General features: G+C 69.5%; 18 protein-coding genes. 8 read left to right on the forward strand and 10 right to left on the reverse strand.

Features of this window, described 5'->3' with window-relative positions; genetic code table 11:
• Nucleotides 1-97: 97 nt before the first annotated feature.
• On the reverse strand, nt 98-2,905 hold the full coding sequence (locus DL991_RS06635; protein ID WP_125782045.1) for a sacsin N-terminal ATP-binding-like domain-containing protein: 2,808 nt from the start codon (nt 2,903-2,905) through the stop codon (nt 98-100).
• A complete protein-coding gene (locus tag DL991_RS06640; protein ID WP_125782047.1) occupies nt 2,895-3,836 on the reverse strand; it encodes a DUF3027 domain-containing protein in 942 nt (313 codons plus the stop codon). Before DL991_RS06640 ends, DL991_RS06635 begins: the two co-directional genes overlap by 11 nt.
• 49 nt (nt 3,837-3,885) lie before the next feature.
• Here DL991_RS06640 and DL991_RS06645 point away from each other — a divergent pair, with 49 nt between their 5' ends.
• Genes DL991_RS06645 through DL991_RS06655 form a run of 3 tightly spaced genes read left to right on the forward strand, consistent with a single transcriptional unit; the run spans nt 3,886 to nt 7,135 of the window.
• Nucleotides 3,886-4,650, forward strand: coding sequence for a glutaminyl-peptide cyclotransferase (locus DL991_RS06645; RefSeq protein ID WP_125782049.1), 765 nt, complete (start codon nt 3,886-3,888; stop codon nt 4,648-4,650).
• A 51-nt stretch (nt 4,651-4,701) separates the two neighbouring features.
• A complete protein-coding gene (locus DL991_RS06650) occupies nt 4,702-6,642 on the forward strand; it encodes an MFS transporter (RefSeq protein WP_125782051.1) in 1,941 nt (646 codons plus the stop codon).
• Nucleotides 6,643-6,670: 28 nt separating this feature from the next.
• Nucleotides 6,671-7,135 carry a DUF2771 family protein gene (locus DL991_RS06655; protein ID WP_125782279.1) on the forward strand — a complete coding sequence of 155 codons (465 nt, stop codon included), beginning with the start codon at nt 6,671-6,673 and terminating at the stop codon, nt 7,133-7,135.
• A gap of 447 nt (nt 7,136-7,582) precedes the next feature.
• Here DL991_RS06655 and DL991_RS06660 read toward each other — a convergent pair whose 3' ends face one another.
• Nucleotides 7,583-7,969, reverse strand: a complete 387-nt coding sequence (locus tag DL991_RS06660) for a cold-shock protein (protein ID WP_016337551.1) — start codon at nt 7,967-7,969, stop codon at nt 7,583-7,585.
• 132 nt (nt 7,970-8,101) lie between these two features.
• On the opposite strand from DL991_RS06660, the gene DL991_RS06665 reads away from it, so the two are divergent.
• Nucleotides 8,102-8,347 carry a hypothetical protein gene (locus tag DL991_RS06665; RefSeq protein ID WP_125782053.1) on the forward strand — a complete coding sequence of 82 codons (246 nt, stop codon included), beginning with the start codon at nt 8,102-8,104 and terminating at the stop codon, nt 8,345-8,347.
• Here the strand turns inward: DL991_RS06665 and DL991_RS06670 are convergent.
• Nucleotides 8,283-8,936, reverse strand: coding sequence for an HAD family hydrolase (locus DL991_RS06670; RefSeq protein WP_125782055.1), 654 nt, complete (start codon nt 8,934-8,936; stop codon nt 8,283-8,285). The genes DL991_RS06665 and DL991_RS06670 overlap by 65 nt on opposite strands.
• 94 nt (nt 8,937-9,030) lie before the next feature.
• Here DL991_RS06670 and DL991_RS06675 point away from each other — a divergent pair, with 94 nt between their 5' ends.
• Together DL991_RS06675 and DL991_RS06680 are read left to right on the forward strand one after the other, a co-directional pair.
• The gene (locus DL991_RS06675) at nt 9,031-9,642 is read left to right on the forward strand and encodes a TetR/AcrR family transcriptional regulator (protein ID WP_199748727.1); all 612 of its coding nucleotides are present in this window, start codon (nt 9,031-9,033) and stop codon (nt 9,640-9,642) included.
• On the forward strand, nt 9,639-10,610 hold the full coding sequence (locus DL991_RS06680) for a R2-like ligand-binding oxidase (RefSeq protein WP_125782057.1): 972 nt from the start codon (nt 9,639-9,641) through the stop codon (nt 10,608-10,610). The genes DL991_RS06675 and DL991_RS06680 overlap by 4 nt, the downstream gene beginning before the upstream one ends.
• Before the next feature lie 63 nt (nt 10,611-10,673).
• On the opposite strand, the gene DL991_RS06685 is transcribed toward DL991_RS06680, so the two are convergent.
• Both DL991_RS06685 and DL991_RS06690 read right to left on the reverse strand, forming a co-directional pair.
• Complete coding sequence (locus DL991_RS06685) at nt 10,674-11,819, reverse strand: hypothetical protein (protein ID WP_125782059.1); 1,146 nt, start codon at nt 11,817-11,819, stop codon at nt 10,674-10,676.
• A gap of 77 nt (nt 11,820-11,896) precedes the next feature.
• Nucleotides 11,897-13,555, reverse strand: a complete 1,659-nt coding sequence (locus tag DL991_RS06690; protein WP_125782061.1) for an AMP-binding protein — start codon at nt 13,553-13,555, stop codon at nt 11,897-11,899.
• A 133-nt stretch (nt 13,556-13,688) separates the two neighbouring features.
• Between DL991_RS06690 and DL991_RS06695 the strand changes: the two genes are divergently transcribed.
• Both DL991_RS06695 and DL991_RS06700 read left to right on the forward strand, forming a co-directional pair.
• Complete coding sequence (locus DL991_RS06695; RefSeq protein ID WP_125782063.1) at nt 13,689-14,450, forward strand: PhzF family phenazine biosynthesis protein; 762 nt, start codon at nt 13,689-13,691, stop codon at nt 14,448-14,450.
• Nucleotides 14,450-14,824: a YccF domain-containing protein gene (locus tag DL991_RS06700; protein ID WP_125782065.1), complete on the forward strand. Its 375-nt coding sequence runs from the start codon at nt 14,450-14,452 to the stop codon at nt 14,822-14,824. Before DL991_RS06695 ends, DL991_RS06700 begins: the two co-directional genes overlap by 1 nt.
• 124 nt (nt 14,825-14,948) lie before the next feature.
• Here DL991_RS06700 and DL991_RS06705 read toward each other — a convergent pair whose 3' ends face one another.
• The 4 genes from DL991_RS06705 to DL991_RS06720 are packed head-to-tail and all read right to left on the reverse strand — an operon-like array spanning nt 14,949 to nt 18,489.
• Nucleotides 14,949-15,764, reverse strand: coding sequence for a metallophosphoesterase family protein (locus DL991_RS06705; protein ID WP_125782066.1), 816 nt, complete (start codon nt 15,762-15,764; stop codon nt 14,949-14,951).
• Between the two features lie 37 nt (nt 15,765-15,801).
• Complete coding sequence (locus DL991_RS06710; RefSeq protein WP_125782068.1) at nt 15,802-16,596, reverse strand: HAD-IIA family hydrolase; 795 nt, start codon at nt 16,594-16,596, stop codon at nt 15,802-15,804.
• A gap of 10 nt (nt 16,597-16,606) precedes the next feature.
• Nucleotides 16,607-17,674, reverse strand: coding sequence for a sulfate/molybdate ABC transporter ATP-binding protein (locus DL991_RS06715; RefSeq protein ID WP_125782070.1), 1,068 nt, complete (start codon nt 17,672-17,674; stop codon nt 16,607-16,609).
• Nucleotides 17,671-18,489: an ABC transporter permease gene (locus tag DL991_RS06720; protein WP_199753849.1), complete on the reverse strand. Its 819-nt coding sequence runs from the start codon at nt 18,487-18,489 to the stop codon at nt 17,671-17,673. The genes DL991_RS06715 and DL991_RS06720 overlap by 4 nt, the downstream gene beginning before the upstream one ends.
• Nucleotides 18,490-18,494: the final 5 nt, after the last annotated feature.

Consider the following 18,494-nt stretch of genomic DNA (forward strand, 5'->3'; position numbering starts at 1 on the left):
GCGATTCGTCACCTACTTGCGATGGGTGCGCTCCGCACTCGTCGCAAGTAGGTGACGAATCGCGGCGGGTCGGGTCGCAAGTAGGTGACGAATTGCGTCAGTTGAGCAGGGCCGACGGCGAGGGGTCGTCGAGCAGGGCCGTGAGCACGTGGCGGTCGGCCCACCGGTCGGTGGCCCAGGCGAAGGCGCGGCCGAGGCCTTCGGGGGTGTCGGCGGCGTGCAGCGTGCCGTCGGACCACCAGGCGACTTCGTGCTCCGCGTCCTCGAAGGTCACTGTCAGCGACTCGTGCAGCAGCACGCCGCCGTCGGGCAGTTCGACGCCCAGCTGATCGGCGGCCAGCCGGAGCGCGGAAAGCTCCGTCCACGGCACGTACTCGCCGCCCTCGGTGACCTTGGCGTCGAGACCGCTCGCCACCGGCAGGTCCAGCAGTTCCGCCAGCGCGGCGGCACCGCTCGCCGAGACGACCATCCGGTCCGGCGCCAGCACGGCGGCGAACCACGGCACGTCGAGCACGACGGCGTCGCGAGCGTCGACGGCCGAACCGTCCGCCGCCCGGACACGATCCGGCGGCGCGACGTCCACTGTGTACTCGGCGAGTGCCGCGTGCGCCCGGGAAGCGAGACCGGGGCTCACCTTGCGCCCGGGATCACCCAGCCGCTCCAGGAGATCTTCGACGTCTTCGGCGTCCGTTCCCAGCTCTGTCCGCACCCCGGCGGCGAGCAGGATCTCCTTGCTCAGCCCCGAATCCGGGACGACGTCGTAGAGCCCGGCCAGCGCGGTGGCCGACGGCATCCGCCAATCGAGCGGCGCGTGCCCGTCGAGCAGCGCGTAGCGCGCGAGCCACCAGCCGGTGTGCCCGCCGGGTTCGGTGAGGGCACGCCAGGTTTCCGGACGGGACGCGAGCAACCGCAGCGCCTCCGGCCACGCGTCGTCGCCGACGAGGTCGAGATCGCGTACGGCGAGCACCCGTGACGGCGGCCGCTCCCGCGAATCCCACCATTCGTGCTCGTCGGGCAGGCCGTGCTCGGGTTCCAGCGGTTCGTCGTCGGTGATGATCGCGAAGGAATCGAGTACCCCGACCGCGACAAGCGTGGCCGTCGGCCAGTCCTCGGCGAATTCCTCGTCCAGTACGGACAAGGCGCCGTCTTCCTCGAACACCTCGGGATCGAAGATGTCGCCCAGCGGCGAGGTGGGCAGGACGAGTTCGTCCGCGCGCCGCCAGCCGTCCTCGCTCGGCAACGCCAGCGCGCCCGCCCATTCGGGGGCCTCGTCGCCGACTTCGGCGATCAGGCGGAGCACCGCGCCGGCGAGCGCCATACCGTCCAAACCGGACCGGACGTCTTCGGCGCTGCGCTCGACGGCGGCACTCAGCGCGTCGGCCTCCAGCAGGTCGCTCGCCTCGGCATGCTTGGCGCCCAAGCGTTCCAGCAACGGATGCGCGGCGGCCGGATGCACGAGCCGCAGCCCGAGAATGTCCACATCGGACAGCAGTTCGAGCAGTTCCGCCGAGCCGCCGACGAGCAACGCGTCGCGCACGCCGGGCAAGGTGCGGCCGTCCGACATCGGCACCGGCAAGGCGCCGAGGTCGTCCTTGGTGAGGTCGTGCGCTTCGAGGGCCGGGAGCAGCACGTCGTAGAGCGAGCGCCACCACGACGGCTCGCGCTGGACTCCGGTCAGCTGCTCGATGGCCTCGGCAGGCGAAAGCGATTGCGCACCGACGGCGCGAAGGTCCACACCGGACAGGGAAATCAGCCCGGGCACGAGATCGGCCAGCAGTGGCGCCAGCCCCGGTACGTCCACCGACAGGACACGCGCCCGACGCCCCGGCAAGTCGTCACCTGCTTGCGAGGGAAGCCAGGGCGAGTCGGCGAGATTTTCGAGGATGGCCTCCCGCAGCGTTCCGTCCACAGTGGAACGCGGGAAGCCCCCGCCTGGCACGAGCAGCAGGCGTTCCTTGGCGGGCAAGGAACAAACGAGGGCGACGTACTCCCGCGCGGCGTTCTTCAGCGCCGCGGTCAGCTCCGGCCCCGGCAGCGCGCGACGGCGTGACGGCTCGATCGGCAGCGTCGCGATCAGCCTCGCGGGCAGGGAAAGCTCGTCGTCGGTGGGGGTCGGCGCGTGCAGGACGTCTTCGCCGAGCGGCCGCGGCGAACCGGCGCCGTCCAGCGGGACGGCCCAGACGACCTCGCCACGGTGGACCTGCCAGTGCTCGGAACCGTCCGGTGACGCGAGTTCGACGACACCGTCACCTAGATCGGACCGGCGCCAGACACCGCCCTCGACCTCGATGCTCTCCAGCCAGGACAGGGTGAGCAGGAGGTCGCCGATGTCGTTCTTCAGCTCCGCCAGCAGGGCTTGACCGTCGACGCCCTCGCGCAGTGGAAGCCGGACCTCGGTCGTGAAACCTTCGGGCACCAGAGGTTCGTCGTCCGCGACCGGCCACGGAAGCCGGAGCACGGGAACGTCGCCGGTGCGGCCGGCTTCGGCCCGTGTGCGTTCCGCGGAGAACGCGACCCCGCCGGTCGCCGAAACGATCCGCGGCTCGGCGGAAACGGTGAGCACGGCGGCGAACCCGACGCCGAAACGACCGACGGTCTCCTCCCCCTTGCCCGAAGCACGAAGGGAGGCAAGGGATTCGACGCCGCGCGCGTCCAGCGGCGCACCCGTGTTGGCGAACCTCAGCTCACCATCCACAAGGGACACCCGGAGCGTGCCGCGTTCGCCGGCCGCCAAGGCCGCGTCGGCGGCGTTCTGCGCCAGCTCGACGAACAGCCGGTCACGGTAGCCGCCGACCCGCAGGTCGTTCTCGGTGTTCGTGTCCTCGGTGAAGCGCGTCGGCGAGTCGGCCCACGCTCGCAGGACGGCGGCACGCAGCCGCTCGGTGCCGAACGGGTCAGTGCTCACTGGCGCTTTCGGCTTCGACCTGCGCTTCGTCGGCGGTGTCCACGGCGACGGCCTCGGGCTCGACCTCCGGCTGGACTTCGGCGGTCTCAGGCGCCTCGGCGACCGGGGCTTCGGACTCGTCGACGACCGTGGCCTCGGCGGGCTCGGGCTCAGTGACCTCGGTGGCCGCTTCCGGCGTGGGCTCGAAGTCGATCAGCGAGTCGTCGTAGACCAGTTCCGCCACCGGCACCGACGAGGTCACCTCGACCTCGATCTCGGAGTGCGCGCCACAGCCGTACTCGACGTCGACGACGTGGCCGTCCGCCGGGGAGATGTCGTTGGTGCACGCGCCGAAGGCCGCGCTCAGCGACCCGGCGAGCGGCACGAAGAAGCCGCAGCTCCCGCAGACGTCCGGCGCGCTGCGCGCCATGTCCGACCGCGGGCCGAACTCACCGCTGTGCCAGCGGGCGGCGGCGTCGAGCCTGCCGTGCCGCGACAGCACGTGGACCCGGCCGAGACCGGCCTCCTTGGCGACCTCCTCGACCGCGGGGTCGTCGGACTGCAGGTACGCCGGGGCGAGCCGCGGGTCGTCCTTCTCCACCGGGAAGATGTCGCCGACACCGAGATCGCCGGCCTGGACGCGGCGATCCCACGGCACCCAAGCCGGGGCGACGCGCGCTTCCGGACCGGGGATCAGCACGACCTCGCTGACCGTGATCGGCTCTTCCTCGCCGGCGAGCGCGACCGTGACCGACCAGCGCCAACCTCGATAACCCGACACGGTCGCCTCGAACAGGTGGCTCGCGGAAACCGCGTCCTCGGAGTCCACGCCGACGTGCGCGCCGACCTGTTCGGCACCGGCGTCCGCCAGCACCGCGGTACGGGCGAGATCGACCGCCTCGGCGAGTTTGCGCTGGATGGAGCCGTCGTCCAGGGTCAACAGCAGGGTCATGCCCCCATTCTGCCGCACGCGATATCGCGGTCCGTGTCAGGCTGTCCGCGTGCGCACGCCGATGACCATGTCGCTCCTGCTGGCCGCCGTCCTCGGCGGCTGCGCCGCCGCGCCGGTGAGCGAGGCGGCCCCGCCGGAGAAGTTCAAGGTGCAGGTGCTGTCGAAGCTGCCTCACGACCCGGCCGCCTTCACCCAGGGCCTCGAGTTCTCCGGCGAGACGCTGTACGAGGGGACCGGCCTGGTCGGGAAGTCGTCGATGCGGGCCGGGCCCGCGGGCGCGGCGCCGACGGTCCGGCAGGACCTGCCCGGCCTGTTCGGCGAGGGCATCACCGTGCTCGGGCCGACGACCTGGCAGATCACCTGGCAGGACGGCGTCGCGATCGAACGCGACGCCAAGACGCTGGCCGAGCTCAGGCGGGTGGACTACACCGGTGAGGGATGGGGCCTGTGTCACCGCGAGAGCACGGGACAGCTGGTGATGAGCGACGGCTCGTCGAAGCTGACCTTCCGCGACCCCGTGTCCTTCGCTCCGACGGGCGGCGTCGACGTCGGGCGTGACCAGCTGAACGAACTGGAATGCGTCGGGGACTCCGTGTACGCGAACGTCTGGCAGACGGACCGGATCCTGCGGATCGACGCCGCGACCGGGCGGGTCACCGGCGAAATCGACGCGTCCGGGCTGCTCACTCCCGAGGAACGGAGCTCCGCCGACGTCCTCAACGGCATCGCGGCGGTGCCCGGGACCGACGAGTTCGTGCTCACCGGCAAGCTCTGGCCAAGGATGTTCCGCGTGAAATTCGTCCCTGCCGCCTAGAAAGCAGTGGTGAACGCGCGAAGCGGGTCCCGCGTAAGGCAGGATTGCAGGGTGGGAATCTTCGGCTCGAACTCTGGACCCGACGGCACGCCTTCCGGCCGGTCGGGCAAGGAGCGTGGCCGCAAGAGCAAGCGGAAGTGGACGCCGGAGCCGGGAGCCGCCCAGGCGCGCAACTGGTCCGCGCCGCCGCCGACCCGCGTCGACCAGCAGCCGGTGCCGCCCGCCCCGCCGCGCGCGGCCCGCCCCCAGCCACAGCACCACCCCCAGTACCAGCCGCATCCCGCCGGGCCGACCGCCGACGAGGCGCGCACCAGCGCGATCCCGATGGGGCACCACCAGCCACCACCGCCGCCTCCGCCTCGGACACCTCCCCGCGGCGCGCGCCCGTATCCGGATCCTTCGCAGCGGCAGACCGAACCAGTCCGGCGTCGTCCGGGCGGGTTCTACGACGACCACCCACCGGGCAGCGGCGAGTACGAGCACTATGACACCGGCGGTTACGCGGGCGAGCCGCGCTACGCCGAAGAGCTGCCGCAGGAGAACCCGACGACCGCGGTCCCGCCGCGGGCCGGTTCCCTGCCGAAGATGCCGAAGAAGATCACGGTCACCCGGGTCGCGGCGATGCGCAGCCGTCAGCTCACCGGGCAGGCCGTCGGCGCCTTCCAGCGCGCGACGAAGGCGGACGGCGCCGACAAATCGGGCCTGACTTCGCTGACGTACGCGGTGATGCTGAACTACGCCAGCGACGCCGCGATGGCGATCGCGCTGGCCAACACCTTGTTCTTCGCCGCCACCAGCGGGGAGAGCAAGGGCAAGGTCGCGCTCTACCTGCTCATCACGATCGCCCCGTTCGCGCTGGTCGCGCCGGTGATCGGCCCGGCACTGGACAGGATCCAGCGCGGCCGCCGTCTCGCCATGTGCGTGTCTTCGGCAGGCCAGGCGCTGATGGCCATCGTGATGGCGCTGCACTTCGACGACTGGCTCCTGTACCCGGCGGCGCTGGGCATGATGGTGCTCTCGAAGTCGTTCACCGTGCTCAAGGCCGCGATGACCCCACGGGTGCTGCCGCCCGAGATCACCCTTTCGAAGACGAACGCGCGGCTCACCGTGTTCGGCCTGATCGCCGCCGGCGCGTTCGGCGCGCTGGCGAGCGGGGTCAACGCGATCTGGGGCTCGCAGGGCGCGCTGTGGTTCACCATGGTGATCTGCGTCGCGGCCGCGGTGCAGTCGATGCGCATCCCGTCCTGGGTCGAGAAGACCGAAGGCGAGGTGCCCGCTTCGCTGTCCGCGCATCCCGAACGGCGGGTCAAGAAGCAGCGGCAGCCGATGGGGCGGCAGATCGTCGTCTCGTTGTGGGGCAACGGCACCGTCCGCGTGCTGACCGGGTTCCTGATGATGTTCTCCGCGTTCGCGGTGAAGGCGCAGGCCGAGGGCAGCGGACAGAGCCCGTTCGACCAGTTGCTGCTGCTCGGCATCATCGGGGCCGCGGCGGGCGCCGGCGGTTTCCTGGGGAACGCGCTCGGCTCCCGGCTGCACTTCGGCAAACCGGACCAAGTGATCCTGGCCTGCGTCGGAGCCTGTCTCGGCATCGCGGTCATCGCCACCGTGGCGGCAGGCCTGGCGACGGCGGCGATCGTCGCGCTCGTCGGCGCGACCGCGAGCGCGCTGGCGAAGATCAGCCTCGACGCCGTCATCCAGGAAGACCTGCCGGAAGAGTCGCGCGCGTCGGCGTTCGGCCGGTCGGAGACCGTGCTGCAGATGTCCTGGTGCTTCGGCGGTGCCGTCGGCCTGCTGCTGCCGCCGACGTACTGGATCGGCTTCCTGGTGCTTTCGATCCTGCTGGCCGTCGGGTTCACGCAGACGTTCATGGTCCGGCGCGGCACTTCGCTGATCCCGGGACTCGGCGGCGACCGGCCGCTGCGCCCGGAGCCGACCAGCGAATCGCCGATCCCCTCGCAGCCCGGTGACTCCCGGTGGCGGCCAGGCTCGTAATCTTCACCGCATGCGGCGACTTCGTATTTTGGCTCTGCTCGCGGCGGGTGGTTTCGTGGTGGCCGGTTGTTCGGCCCCGGGCCCCGAAGAGGTGACCTTCTTCGCCGACGGCAAGACGGTGAACGTCACCCCGCTGGCCTCCTGCGACATCAAGAGCGCCCAGTGCACGACCAAGCCCGACGCCGCGGGCAAGCTGCGCATCCGGCCGGGGAAGCCGGTGCAGATCTCCGTGCCGAGCGCGATCGCGGAAACGCCGTGGAAGGTCACGGTGCAGTACGTGAACGGCAAGGGCGAGCCGCAGGAGCTCAAGCAGGACATCATCACGTCGCTGGACCGGTTCGCCTACACCGTGACGACACCCCGGCCCGACGACCAGATCCTCGTCGTCGAGGTCGCGCAGGCTTCGGTGATCAGCCAGACCGGACGTCCTGAGGACGCCGAGGCGGTCACGACGGCGATCTGGTCGCTGCAGGTCGAGCCGCCGGCCGTCTGAGGGAGCAAGGGACCTTTGCTACCGCGCGGGCTTGCTCCTGAGCTGATCGGGTGAAGGCCTCCTTCACTACCTTCAGGGTCAATGCCAGGAACTTAGGGCCGCGGCTCTTCAGACTCGCCAATCGTCCACAGAGGACGGAAATCGAGGAGAAATGTCCGTTTGCATCTAGTTTGACCGTGTCCGCAAGTACGTGAAGGCCCCCTTCATGGCGCCTAGCGCAATGAAGGGGGCCTTCACGTACTTGCCCGCTCGAGTCCACTACCCGCCGGACCGCACCTTCCAGGTAGGCAAGGAGGCCTTCACAGACCCGGGCACCCAGCGGCCAACCGCAGTCAGAATCCGGCAGATACCTAAGACACCGTGCGGGCGTAAAACGACATGAAAGGCCCCTTCATTGCAAATTTTGCAATGAAGGGGCCTTTCATAGCGCTTGGAGACGGCGCCGGATCAGGGATCGAGGTCCCTGGCGACGGCGCGCATGATCTCGGCGATCTGCTTGGTGTTCTTGCGGTCCGGGTACCGGTTGCGCCGCAGGTCCGGCTGCACCTTGAGCTCGAGCAGCTTGATCATGTCCTCGATGAGCCCGTGCAGCTCCTCGGCGGGGCGGCGGCGCGCCTCGGCGACCGAGGGCGGCGGGTCCAGCAGCCGGACGGAGAGCGCTTGCGGCCCGCGGCGGCCGTCGGCGACACCGAACTCGAGGCGCTGCCCGGCCTTGAGTCCTTCGACGCCCTGTGGCAGCGCGGCTTTGCGGATGTAGACGTCGGCGCCCCCATCCTGGGTGACGAAACCGAAACCCTTCTCCGCGTCGTACCACTTGACCTTGCCGGTCGGCACTTCCCTCACCAATCCTTTGCTGTCCCGCTCACAACGAACGCGCCCGGGGGCGTACCCAGGGCGCGCGTCCCATAAGCGTATCTCGACACATGCCCTGTGGAGAAGCGGATACCGGCGGATACCCTTTGGTTCATGGAGACCGCAGTAAAGGAGGCCGCTGTGGCCGTCCCCGAAAAGCCCGGCAAACCGATCCTGATGCGCGTGGGCATCGGCCTGTTCGCGCTCGGCATGATCGCCGTCACAGCGGTGTTCGTCCTGTTCGCCGCCGGACTGGAGAACCTGCCGGTGTGGCTGTCCGCCGCGGCGGGCGTCATCACTCCGCTGGGGCTGGCCCTCGGCCTGATCGCCCTGGTTCGCGAGGCTCGCCGAAAGAGCTGAACCAGCCGGGGAACTCGGTCAGCGAGTCGAACACCACGTCGGCTCCTTCCGCGAGCAGTTCGTCCTTGGTGCACGGGCCCGTCGTGACCCCGACCGGGACGGCGCCCGCCGCCAGCGCGCCGCGGATATCGCCGAGGTGGTCCCCGACGTAGACACGGGCGCCGTGCTCGGTGAGCGCGGCGGCCTTCTCCGTCGACCACAGCTCTCCGACCAGGACGTCGACCTCGAGCCCGAGGGCATCCAGGTGGAGTTTCGCGTTGGGCCCGTATTTGCCGGTGACGACGACCGTGCGCCCGCCCGCCTCGCGGACCGCGTGCAGTGCTTCGGCCGCCCCGGGCATCGCGACCGTCACCGGCACGACGGTCTCCGGGTACATCGCGCGGAACCGTGCCACGAGCTCCGGGATGCGTTCCTCCGGCGCCCCGAAGCCGCGCAGGCTGTCGTCGAGGGGCGGGCCGAGGTTGGCCGCGAAGAACTCGCCGTCCAGCGGCAGGCCGGACTCCACGCCGAGCGCGTTCATCACCGCGACCATGCCCGGCCGCGGATCGATCAAGGTCATGTCGAGGTCGAACCCCACGGTGATGCCCACCCGATCACGGTAGCCGCCACCACCGACTGATTTACACCGGATGGAAGCTCGTCAACTTCTTTGACATCGATGCGATCTGTGTCAAGCTGAAAGTGTGGGCGAGATCACGAGCTTCTCCGACCGGACCAAGGCCTCTCTACGGGAGGCGCTGCTCGACGCGGCGACCGAGCTGCTCACCGAACACGGCTTCACGGCCCTGCGGATGGCGGACGTCGCCGCGCGCGCTGGGGTGAGCAGGCAGACCGTCTACAACGAGTTCGGCACCAAGGCCGCGCTCGCCCAGGCCGTGGTCCTCCGGACGACGTCGGAATTCCTGGAGGGCATCCGGCTGCGCGTCCAGCACGCGCGGGATCTGCGCGACGGGATCCGCGAGGCGGTCGTCTACACGATCGAGCACGCCCGCGAGAACCGGCTCGTCGCCACCACGCTGGGCACCGAAGCGGGCGAGGACCTCCTTCCGCTGCTCACCACCAAGGGCGAACCGATCCTGACCGCGGCCACCGAGGTCGCGGCCGGGCAGTACCGCGAGTTCGAGCCGTCGCTCTCGCCGGAGTCCGCCGCGCTGCTGGCGGAGACCGTCGTGCGGCTTTCCCTGTCCCATCTCGTCATGCCGACGCATTCGGCCGACGAGGCGGCGGCTTCCGTTGTCGCCGTGCTGGCACCCGCGATACGGGCGCTGACCACCGATTCGAAGGGGACGTCATGACCGGCACTCTTTCCGAGCTGCGGACCGGGTTTTCCTCACTGCGCAAGGGCGGGCTGAACTGGGACTCGTTCCCGCTGCGGCTGTTCGTCAAGGGCAACGACAAGTTCTGGAACCCCGCCGACATCGACTTCTCCCGTGAACGCGAGGGCTGGGACACCCTCAACCCGGAGCAGCAGCGGTCGGCGACCTACCTGGTGGCGCAGTTCATCGCGGGCGAAGAGGCCGTCACCGAAGACATCCAGCCGTTCATGCGGGCGATGTCCGCGACGGGCCGCTTCGGCGACGAGATGTACCTGACGCAGTTCTGTTTCGAAGAGGCCAAGCACACCGAGGTGTTCCGCCGCTGGATGGACGCCGTCGGGCTCACCGAGGACCTGCATCCGTACGTCGCGGAGAATCCCCACTACCGCAAGCTTTTCTACGAGGAGCTGCCGCGGTCGCTGCGGGCGCTGGAGGACGATCCCAGTCCGCTCAACCAGATCCGCGCGAGCGTCACCTACAACCACGTCATCGAAGGCAGTCTCGCGCTGACCGGGTACTACTCGTGGCAGCTGATCTGCACCCAGCGCGACATCCTGCCGGGAATGCAGGAACTGGTGCGCCGCATCGGCGACGACGAACGCCGCCACATGGCCTGGGGCACCTTCACCTGCCGCCGTCACGTCGCCGGGGACGACTCGCTGTGGGACGCGGTGCAGCAACGCATGGGCGAACTGCTTCCCCACGCGCTGGGCATGATCCAGTGGGTGCAGGACCAGTTCGAGGAGATCCCGTTCGACAACGATCCGGAGGAGATCATCCAGTACGCGGCGGACCGGGCGCAGCGGCGTCTCGGCGCGATCGAATCCGCGCGCGGGATGCCGGTGGAGCAGATCGACCTCGACTATTCGCCGGAGAACCTCGAAGAGACCTTCGGCGAAGAAGACGCGAAGGCGATCGCCGAGGCTGCTGCCAACACCGCGGCCTAGCGCGTGAAGGCCTCCTTCCCTCGGCTGAGCCGAGGGAAGGAGGCCTTCACGCGCGTTCGGAGGTCACCCGGCGGGCCAGTAGACGGCGTGCGTGCGGCCGTTCTCGTTGTCGGACAAGCCGACGATCGTCCCGTTCGCCGTGATGTGGTCGGCGACGCTGTAAGTACCGCCCGGCAACGTGCCGAGGACCGTCCGCGTGCCGGCGGAGTCCCACTTCGTCGCGATGTTGTTCTCCAGTCCGACGACCGTCCCTTCCCGGTCGATGTCGTAACCCAGTCCGCGTTGGGTCGACAGCGTCGTCCGGGTCCCGGCCTGGTCCCACTTGACCGGGCTCTCCGTGCCGAACACCAGGTACCCGCCGCCGGCGGCGGCGCCGGCGTCGTTGACCGCGTTCGCCCAGGCCGGCCCGCTCTCCGGGTACTCCAGCCAGGTCATCCGCCCGTCGAGCTCCCACCGCACGGGCTTCGGATTGCCGTTCAGCTCGGCACTGCCGACGATCACGCCGAAGTCGTTCATGTCCTCCGGAGTGCTGTACGGGTTGCCGGGGGAAAGATCGGTGATCGCACCGGCGAGGTTCCAGCGCACGACGTGGTTGCGCCCGGCGGAGTCGGACGCCGTTCCGGCGATGGTCCGGCCGTCCGGGGTGATCCAATCCGCGTTGGCGTAGGAACCGCCCGGCAGCCCGCCGAGATCCACCACCTGGCCGTCCGGGTTCCACCGCACGGCGTGGATCTTGCCGTCCGCGGCACGCCCGGCACCGACGATCACCCCGCCGTCGGTGATCGCGTTCGCGGTCGCGTAATCCCCGCCGGGCAGGTACGGCAGCGCGGTGACCGTCCCGTCCGGCGACCATTTGACCGCCGCCTGGTTCGAGAAGTCCTTGTCCGCCCAGCCGACCGCGACCCCGGCGCTGTTGACGTCCGTCGCCTTGCTCTGCTCACCGCCGAGGCTCGGCAACGCGGAAATACGGCCCAGCGCGTCCCATTTCGCCGCGTGGTACTTGATCTGACCTTCCAACGGCGTCGACGAGCCGACCATGACACCGTCGTCGTTGACCGCGTTGACCTGGCTGTACTGGTCTCCCGGCAGGGTTCCGAGGTCGATCGGGGCGGTCGCGACGCCGGCGGCCGCCAGGCCGGGCAGCATCAGCGGCAGGACGACCAGCGAGGCGCCCAGGGCGAGAACTCTTCTGCTTCGCTCGAGTTTCATTTTTCTCCCCTTCGCGGCGGTTCGGATCCACCGCGAAGGGAACACGCGCCGAAACTGTGACAGGTTGCCTCGATATGTCAGGCGTGCTTGGCGGTGGCCGCCTTTTCCAACCCGAGGATGCTGATCGACTCCGCGCGCATCTCGACCTTGCGCACCTTTCCGGTGACCGTCATCGGGAACTCTTCGACGACATGGACGTACCGCGGGATCTTGTAGCGCGCCAGCTTCCCCTCGCAGAATTCCCGCACCGCTTCGGCCGTCAGCGGTTCCGCACCCTCGCGCATGCGGACCCACGCCATCAGTTCTTCGCCGTACTTCTCGTCCGGGACGCCGATGACCTGCGCGTCGAGGATGTCCGGGTGGGTGTAGAGGTACTCCTCGATCTCGCGCGGGTACAGATTTTCGCCGCCTCGGATGACCATGTCCTTGATACGGCCGGTGATGTTGACGTACCCGTCGGCGTCCATGATCGCGAGGTCGCCGGTGTGCATCCACCGGGCCGCGTCGATCGCCTCGGCCGTCTTGTCTGTCTGCTCCCAGTAACCGAGCATCACCGAGTAGCCGCGGGTGCAGAGTTCGCCCGGTTCGCCGCGCGGCACGGTCAGCCCGGTCTCCGGATCGACGACCTTGACCTCCAGCTGCGGTCCGACCCGGCCGACCGTCGACACCCGCCGCTCCACCGAATCGTCCGCGCGCGTCTGCGTGGACACCGGCGACGTCTCGGTCATGCCGTAGCAGATCGACACCTCCGCCATGCCCATCCGATCGATGACCTGCTTCATCACCTCGACCGGGCAAGGCGAGCCCGCCATGATCCCGGTGCGCAGCGAGGACAGGTCGTGGGAAGCGAAGTCCGGGTCGGCCAGTTCGGCGATGAACATCGTCGGAACCCCGTACAGGGACGTGCATTTCTCGGCCGCGACGGCTTCGAGGGTGGCCTTCGGCTCGAACGCGGGCGCCGGGATGACCATGCACGCGCCGTGGCTCGTCGCCGCGAGATTGCCCATCACCATGCCGAAGCAGTGGTAGAAGGGCACCGGGATGCAGATCTTGTCGGCTTCGGTGTAGTTGCAGAGTTCGCCGACGAAGTAGCCGTTGTTGAGGATGTTGTGATGGCTGAGCGTGGCACCCTTGGGGAAACCCGTGGTGCCGGACGTGTACTGGATGTTGATGGGGTCGTCCGCGGAGAGCTCGCTCTGACGCTTGGCCAGCGGCGCGTGGTCGGCTTTGGCACCGATCTCCAGCAGTGACGGCCACGCGGGGCCGTCGAGCAGCACGACGTGTTCCAGCGCCGGGCATTTCGGCCCCGCTTCGGCGATCATGCCCGCGTAGTCCGAGGTCTTGAACGAGTTCGCGGCCACGATGAGCTTGATCCCGGCCTGGTTCAGCACGTACTCGAGTTCGTGCGAGCGGTACGCCGGGTTGATGTTGACCAGGATCGCACCGATCTTCGCGGTGGCGTACTGGACGCAGGTCCACTCCCACCGGTTCGGCGACCAGATGCCGACGCGGTCACCCTTGGCGATCCCGAGGTCCAGCAGACCCGACGCGAGCGCGTTCACCTCGGCGGCGAGTTCGTCGTAGGTCCAGCGTTTCCCGGCCGCCCGGTCGACGAGCGCGTCCCGGTCGCCGAAGGCGGCGACGGTGCGATCGAAGTTGTCCCCGATGGTGTCCCCCAGCAGCGGGGTGTCCGAGATTCCCGATGCATAGCTCGGTAATGCGGGGGCGTCAGGCATGGAAACTCCTGCGTTCGGCGGCATCGACGCGTCGAGTCTAAGAACGCGGCGTGACCACGGCCACCTGCAAGTGGAGACCACCTCAGGGGAAACCCGGAGGCCGGGCCGGGTCGTGGCCGATATCGTCGGGATCATGCGCCTCTACATCGTCGACGCCTTCACCTCCGAAGCCTTCGCCGGTAATTCCGCCGGCGTCGTGCTGCTGGACTCGCCGGGCGACGCGGGCTGGATGCAGTCGGTCGCCGCCGAGTTGAAGCACGCCGAGACGGCCTTCGTCGAGGTCGGTGGCGAAGGCCCGAAGTCGCTTCGCTGGTTCACGCCGGAGACCGAAGTCGACCTGTGCGGGCACGCGACGTTGGCGACCACGCACGTCCTCGGCGGCGAGCAGACCTTCACGACGAGAAGCGGCGAGTTGCGCTGCCGCGCCGAAGACGGCTGGGTGTCGATGGACTTCCCGTCGGATCCGCCCCGCGAGTCCGGCGACGACCTGTCGCCGATCCTGCCGGGCGTCTCCTTCGAGTACGTCGGGCGCAGTAAGCACAACCTGTTCGCGGTGGTGGACGACGCGTCCGTGGTGCGCTCGCTCGCACCGGATCTGGCCGCGCTGCGCGGGCACTGGAACGGGCGGCTGATGGTCACCGCCCCCGGCGACGTCGACGGGATCGACTTCGTCACCCGGTTCTTCGCGCCGGGCGTCGGCATCGACGAAGACCCCGTCACCGGCTCCGCGCACTGCGTCCTCGCGCCGTACTGGGCCGCTCGCCTCGGCCGGGACAAGCTCGTCGGCGAACAGGCCTCGGCCCGCGGCGGCATCGTGCGGATGAGTCTCGAAGGCGACCGCGTCCTGCTTTCGGGCCAGGCGGTCACCGTGGCCAGCGGGGAGTTGCACGTCTGATGCGCCTGATCCTGAACGTCATCTGGCTCGTGCTGTGCGGCCTGTGGATGGCACTCGGCTACATCGTCGCCGGTGTCATCTGCTGCATCCTGATCGTCACCATCCCGTTCGGGCTGGCGTCGTTCCGGATCGCTGCCTACGCGCTCTGGCCGTTCGGCCGCACCGTGGTGGACCGGCGCGACTCCGGGGCCGCGTCGACGATCGGCAACGTCATCTGGTTCCTCTTCGCCGGGCTTTGGCTCGCCATCGGGCACGTGCTGACCGGGGTGGCGCTGTGCATCACGATCATCGGGATCCCGCTGGGCGTGGCGAACTTCAAGATGATCCCGGTCTCGCTGATGCCGCTGGGCAAGGAGATCGTGGAGCTCCCCTGACTGCCCCCGGCCCCACCGTGAGGCGCCCCCGGGCCCTGCAATGAAGGACGCTTTCATTGCAAATTTTGCTATGAAAGCGTCCTTCATTGCGCGCGCGGGGAGGCCACTCACGAGGCCTGATGGCTCAGTCTTCGGGCTCCCAAGGCAGCGAAACGATGAGGCAGGGGCCGCCGACGAACAACCCGCCGTCGATCCCCAGCGCCTTCCCGCCCGCGTAGAGGTACGGCCCCTCGATCTGCGCGGGGTGGATGCCGAGCTGGTCGGCGATGACGCTGTGCCCGTGCACGATCCGCTCGCCGCCGAGCCGGTCCATGAGCTGTTGCGCGACGTCGGCGCCTTCGGGGCCGCGGAAGGCGTAGCGCGTAGTCATCCGCCGCCACACGTCCCACCAGGCCTGGATGTCGCTGCCTTGGAGGATCTCACGGCCACGCGCGTTGATCTCGTCGATGTTCTCGCCCCACCCGAGGTACTCGAGCGTGTCCGAATGCATCAGCAGGTGGTCCGCGGCCAGCGTCAGCAACGGGCGGGAGGTCAGCCATTCGATATGCTGCGGAGTGAGCCTGTCCTGGTCTTCGAGCAGTCCGCCGTTGATCTCCCAGCTGCGGGCGAAGCTGCGCGGCCCGAAGTCGGACGGCACCTCCGTGTCGCCGAAGTGGTACATCCCGAGCAGCAGGATCTCGTGGTTGCCCAGCAGCGTCCCGCAGCGCCCGCCCGCAGCGGCGGCCTGCCTTTCGAGCCGCATCACCAGGTCGATCACGCCGACACCGTCGGGTCCACGGTCGACGAAGTCGCCGAGGAACCAGAGGGTCGCTTCGCCACCTGCCCAGTCGTCGTCGGAGTCGAGCAGCCCTTTCTCCCGGAGCGTCTCGGCAAGCTCGTCCCGGTGTCCGTGCACGTCACCGACCACATAGGTCGGGGACGCGGGCTGATCGTCGTGCATCGTCTGACGATAAGCCCTCCGCATCCGGATGTGTCGCTCAGCCTTCGGCGAAGGGGTCGCCGGTGCGCCCGACCAGATCGGCGATCGAGTCGATGATCTTGGTCGGCCGGTACGGGTAGTGCTCGGCGCTCTCCCGCGAGGAGATGCCGGTCAGCACCAGGATCGTCTGCAAACCGGCCTCGATTCCCGAGTGGACGTCGGTGTCCATCCGGTCGCCGATCATCAGCGTCGACTCCGAATGCGCGCCGAGCCGCCGCAGCGCCGAGCGCATCATCAGGGGGTTCGGCTTGCCGACGTAGTACGGAGAGCGGCCGGTGGCCTTTTCGATCAGCGCGGCGACCGAGCCGGTGGCGGGCATCGAGCCCTCCATGCTCGGGCCGGTGGCGTCGGGGTTGGTGGCGATGAACTTCGCGCCGCCCTCGATGAGCCTGATCGCGCGGGTGATCGCGCTGAAGCTGTACGTGCGCGTCTCGCCGAGGACGACGTAGTCCGGGTCGCGTTCGGTCAGCACGTAGCCGACTTCGTGCAGCGCCGTGGTGAGCCCGGCTTCGCCGATCACGAACGCCGAGCCGTTCGGCCGCTGCGACGCGAGGAACTTCGCCGTCGCCAGCGCGGAGGTCCAGATCGCCTCCTCGGGGATGTCGAGACCGGTCCGCTCGAGCCTCGCCCGCAGGTCGCGCGGGGTGTAGATCGAGTTGTTGGTCAGCACCAGGAAGCCGATGTCGTTGGCGCGCAGTTCCTTGAGGAACTCGTCCGCGCCGGGTACGAGGTGCTCCTCCTGGACCAGCACGCCATCCATGTCGCTGAGGTATGTCCAACGGCGCTCGTTCATGGGTCCCACCCTAATGATCGGAGACCGCGTGAACAGCCACGGACGCCGCCTTGACCGAAAGATTGACCGGTGTCCCGGGTTCGAGCGCCAGTTCGGCGACCGCGGCGGGGGTCAGGTCTGCGGCGAGACCCGCCGCCCAGTCGTCACCGCGGGTCCGGACGCGGATCACCGGTCCGTGCGGTTCGAGCGCGTCGACGACTCCCTCGACGGTGTTGCGCGGGCTGCCCCGGTGCTCACCGTCCCGCAGGTACACCGCGACGGCGCTGGGGGCGAAGACGGCCACGGCCGCCTCGTCGACGACGACGTCCTCCGCCGGGATCCCGGCCAGCGACAGCCCGCCTGACGTGCGCAAACCGCCCTCAACGGCGATGCCGGGCACCAGGTTGAGCCCGGCGATCCGCGCGGTGAACGCCGTGCGCGGCGCGGAGAGCACCTTGCGGGTCTCGCCGCGTTCGACGATCCGGCCGTCGCCGAGGACGGCCACGTGATCGGCCAGCGCCAGCGCGTCGAGCGGGTCGTGGGTGACCAGCACGGTCGGCGGTCCGGAACGCAGCACCCGCCGGAGCAGCCCTCGGATCGCGGGTGCCGCGTCGACGTCCAGCGCGGCGAAGGGCTCGTCGAGCAGCAGAAGTCCCGGCTCGGCCGCCAGTGCCCGCGCGATCGCGACCCGCTGCGCCTGCCCGCCGGAGAGTTGCGCGGGCCGCCGTCCGGCCAGTTCGAGCGCGTCCACTTCGGTCAGCCACTCCCGCGCGAGCCTCTTGGCCTCGGCGCGTCCGGTGCCGGTCGATCGCGGCGCGAAGGCGACGTTGTCCAAAGCGGACAGATGCGGGAAGAGCAGGGCGTCCTGGGAGAGCAGGCCGATACCGCGCGCGTGCGGCGGCAGGCCCGCCAGGTCGCGGCCGTCGAGGGTGATCCGCGCGCGATCGGGCCGGAGCAGGCCGGCGAGACAACCGAGCACACTGGACTTCCCCGACCCGTTCGGGCCGAGCAGCGCGAGCACACCGCCGTCAGGGACTTCGAAACCGACGTCCAAGGTGAACTCGCCGCGCCGGAGGGCGATCTCCGCCGAAAGGGTCACGACCGGACCCCTTCGAGCGCGCGCGGCCGGGCGAGCGCGATCACCGCGACGGCGACCAGGATGAGCAGCAACGCGAGCGCCACCGCGCTGTCGACGTCGACCTCGGCCTGCGTGTAGACCTCCAACGGCAGGGTCCGGGTCACGCCTTCGAGGCTGCCGGCGAAGGTGATCGTCGCGCCGAACTCGCCCAGCGCCCGCGCGAAGCTCAGCACGATGCCCGAACCGAGCGCGGGCAGCAGCAGCGGCAGCGTGACCCGGCGGAACACCGTCCACGGCTTGGCACCCAGCGTCGAGGCGACCCTTTCGTACCGGTCACCGGCGCTGCGGAGGGCCCCTTCGAGGCTGACCACCAGGAACGGCATCGCGACGAACGTCTGCGCGATGACCACCGCGGCCGTGGTGAACGGCACCTGCTCACCGGTCAGCGTGGTCACCAGGATGCCCAGGAAACCCTTGCGGCCCAACAGGTACAGCAGTGCCAGGCCGCCGACCACCGGCGGCAGGACCAGCGGCAGCAGCACCACCGCGCGCAGCACGCGCACGCCGCGCGCCCGCGAGCGCGCGAGAACCACGGCGAGCGGGACCCCGAGCAGCACACTGGCCACAGTGGACAGTCCGGCGGTGATCAGCGAGAGCTTGAGCGCGTTCAGCGACGACGTCGAGGTGACGAGGCTCGGGAAGCGGCTCAGGTCCGAGCGCACCAGCAGGCCGACCACCGGCAGCACCACCAGCGCCAGCGCGCACACCGCCGGCGGCCACAGCACCCACGGCACCGCTCCCCCCGCAATTCGCCGCCTACTTGCGCGCGCATCCATCGCAA

Source organism: Amycolatopsis sp. WAC 01375 (assembly GCF_003947325.1).
GTDB lineage: Bacteria > Actinomycetota > Actinomycetes > Mycobacteriales > Pseudonocardiaceae > Amycolatopsis.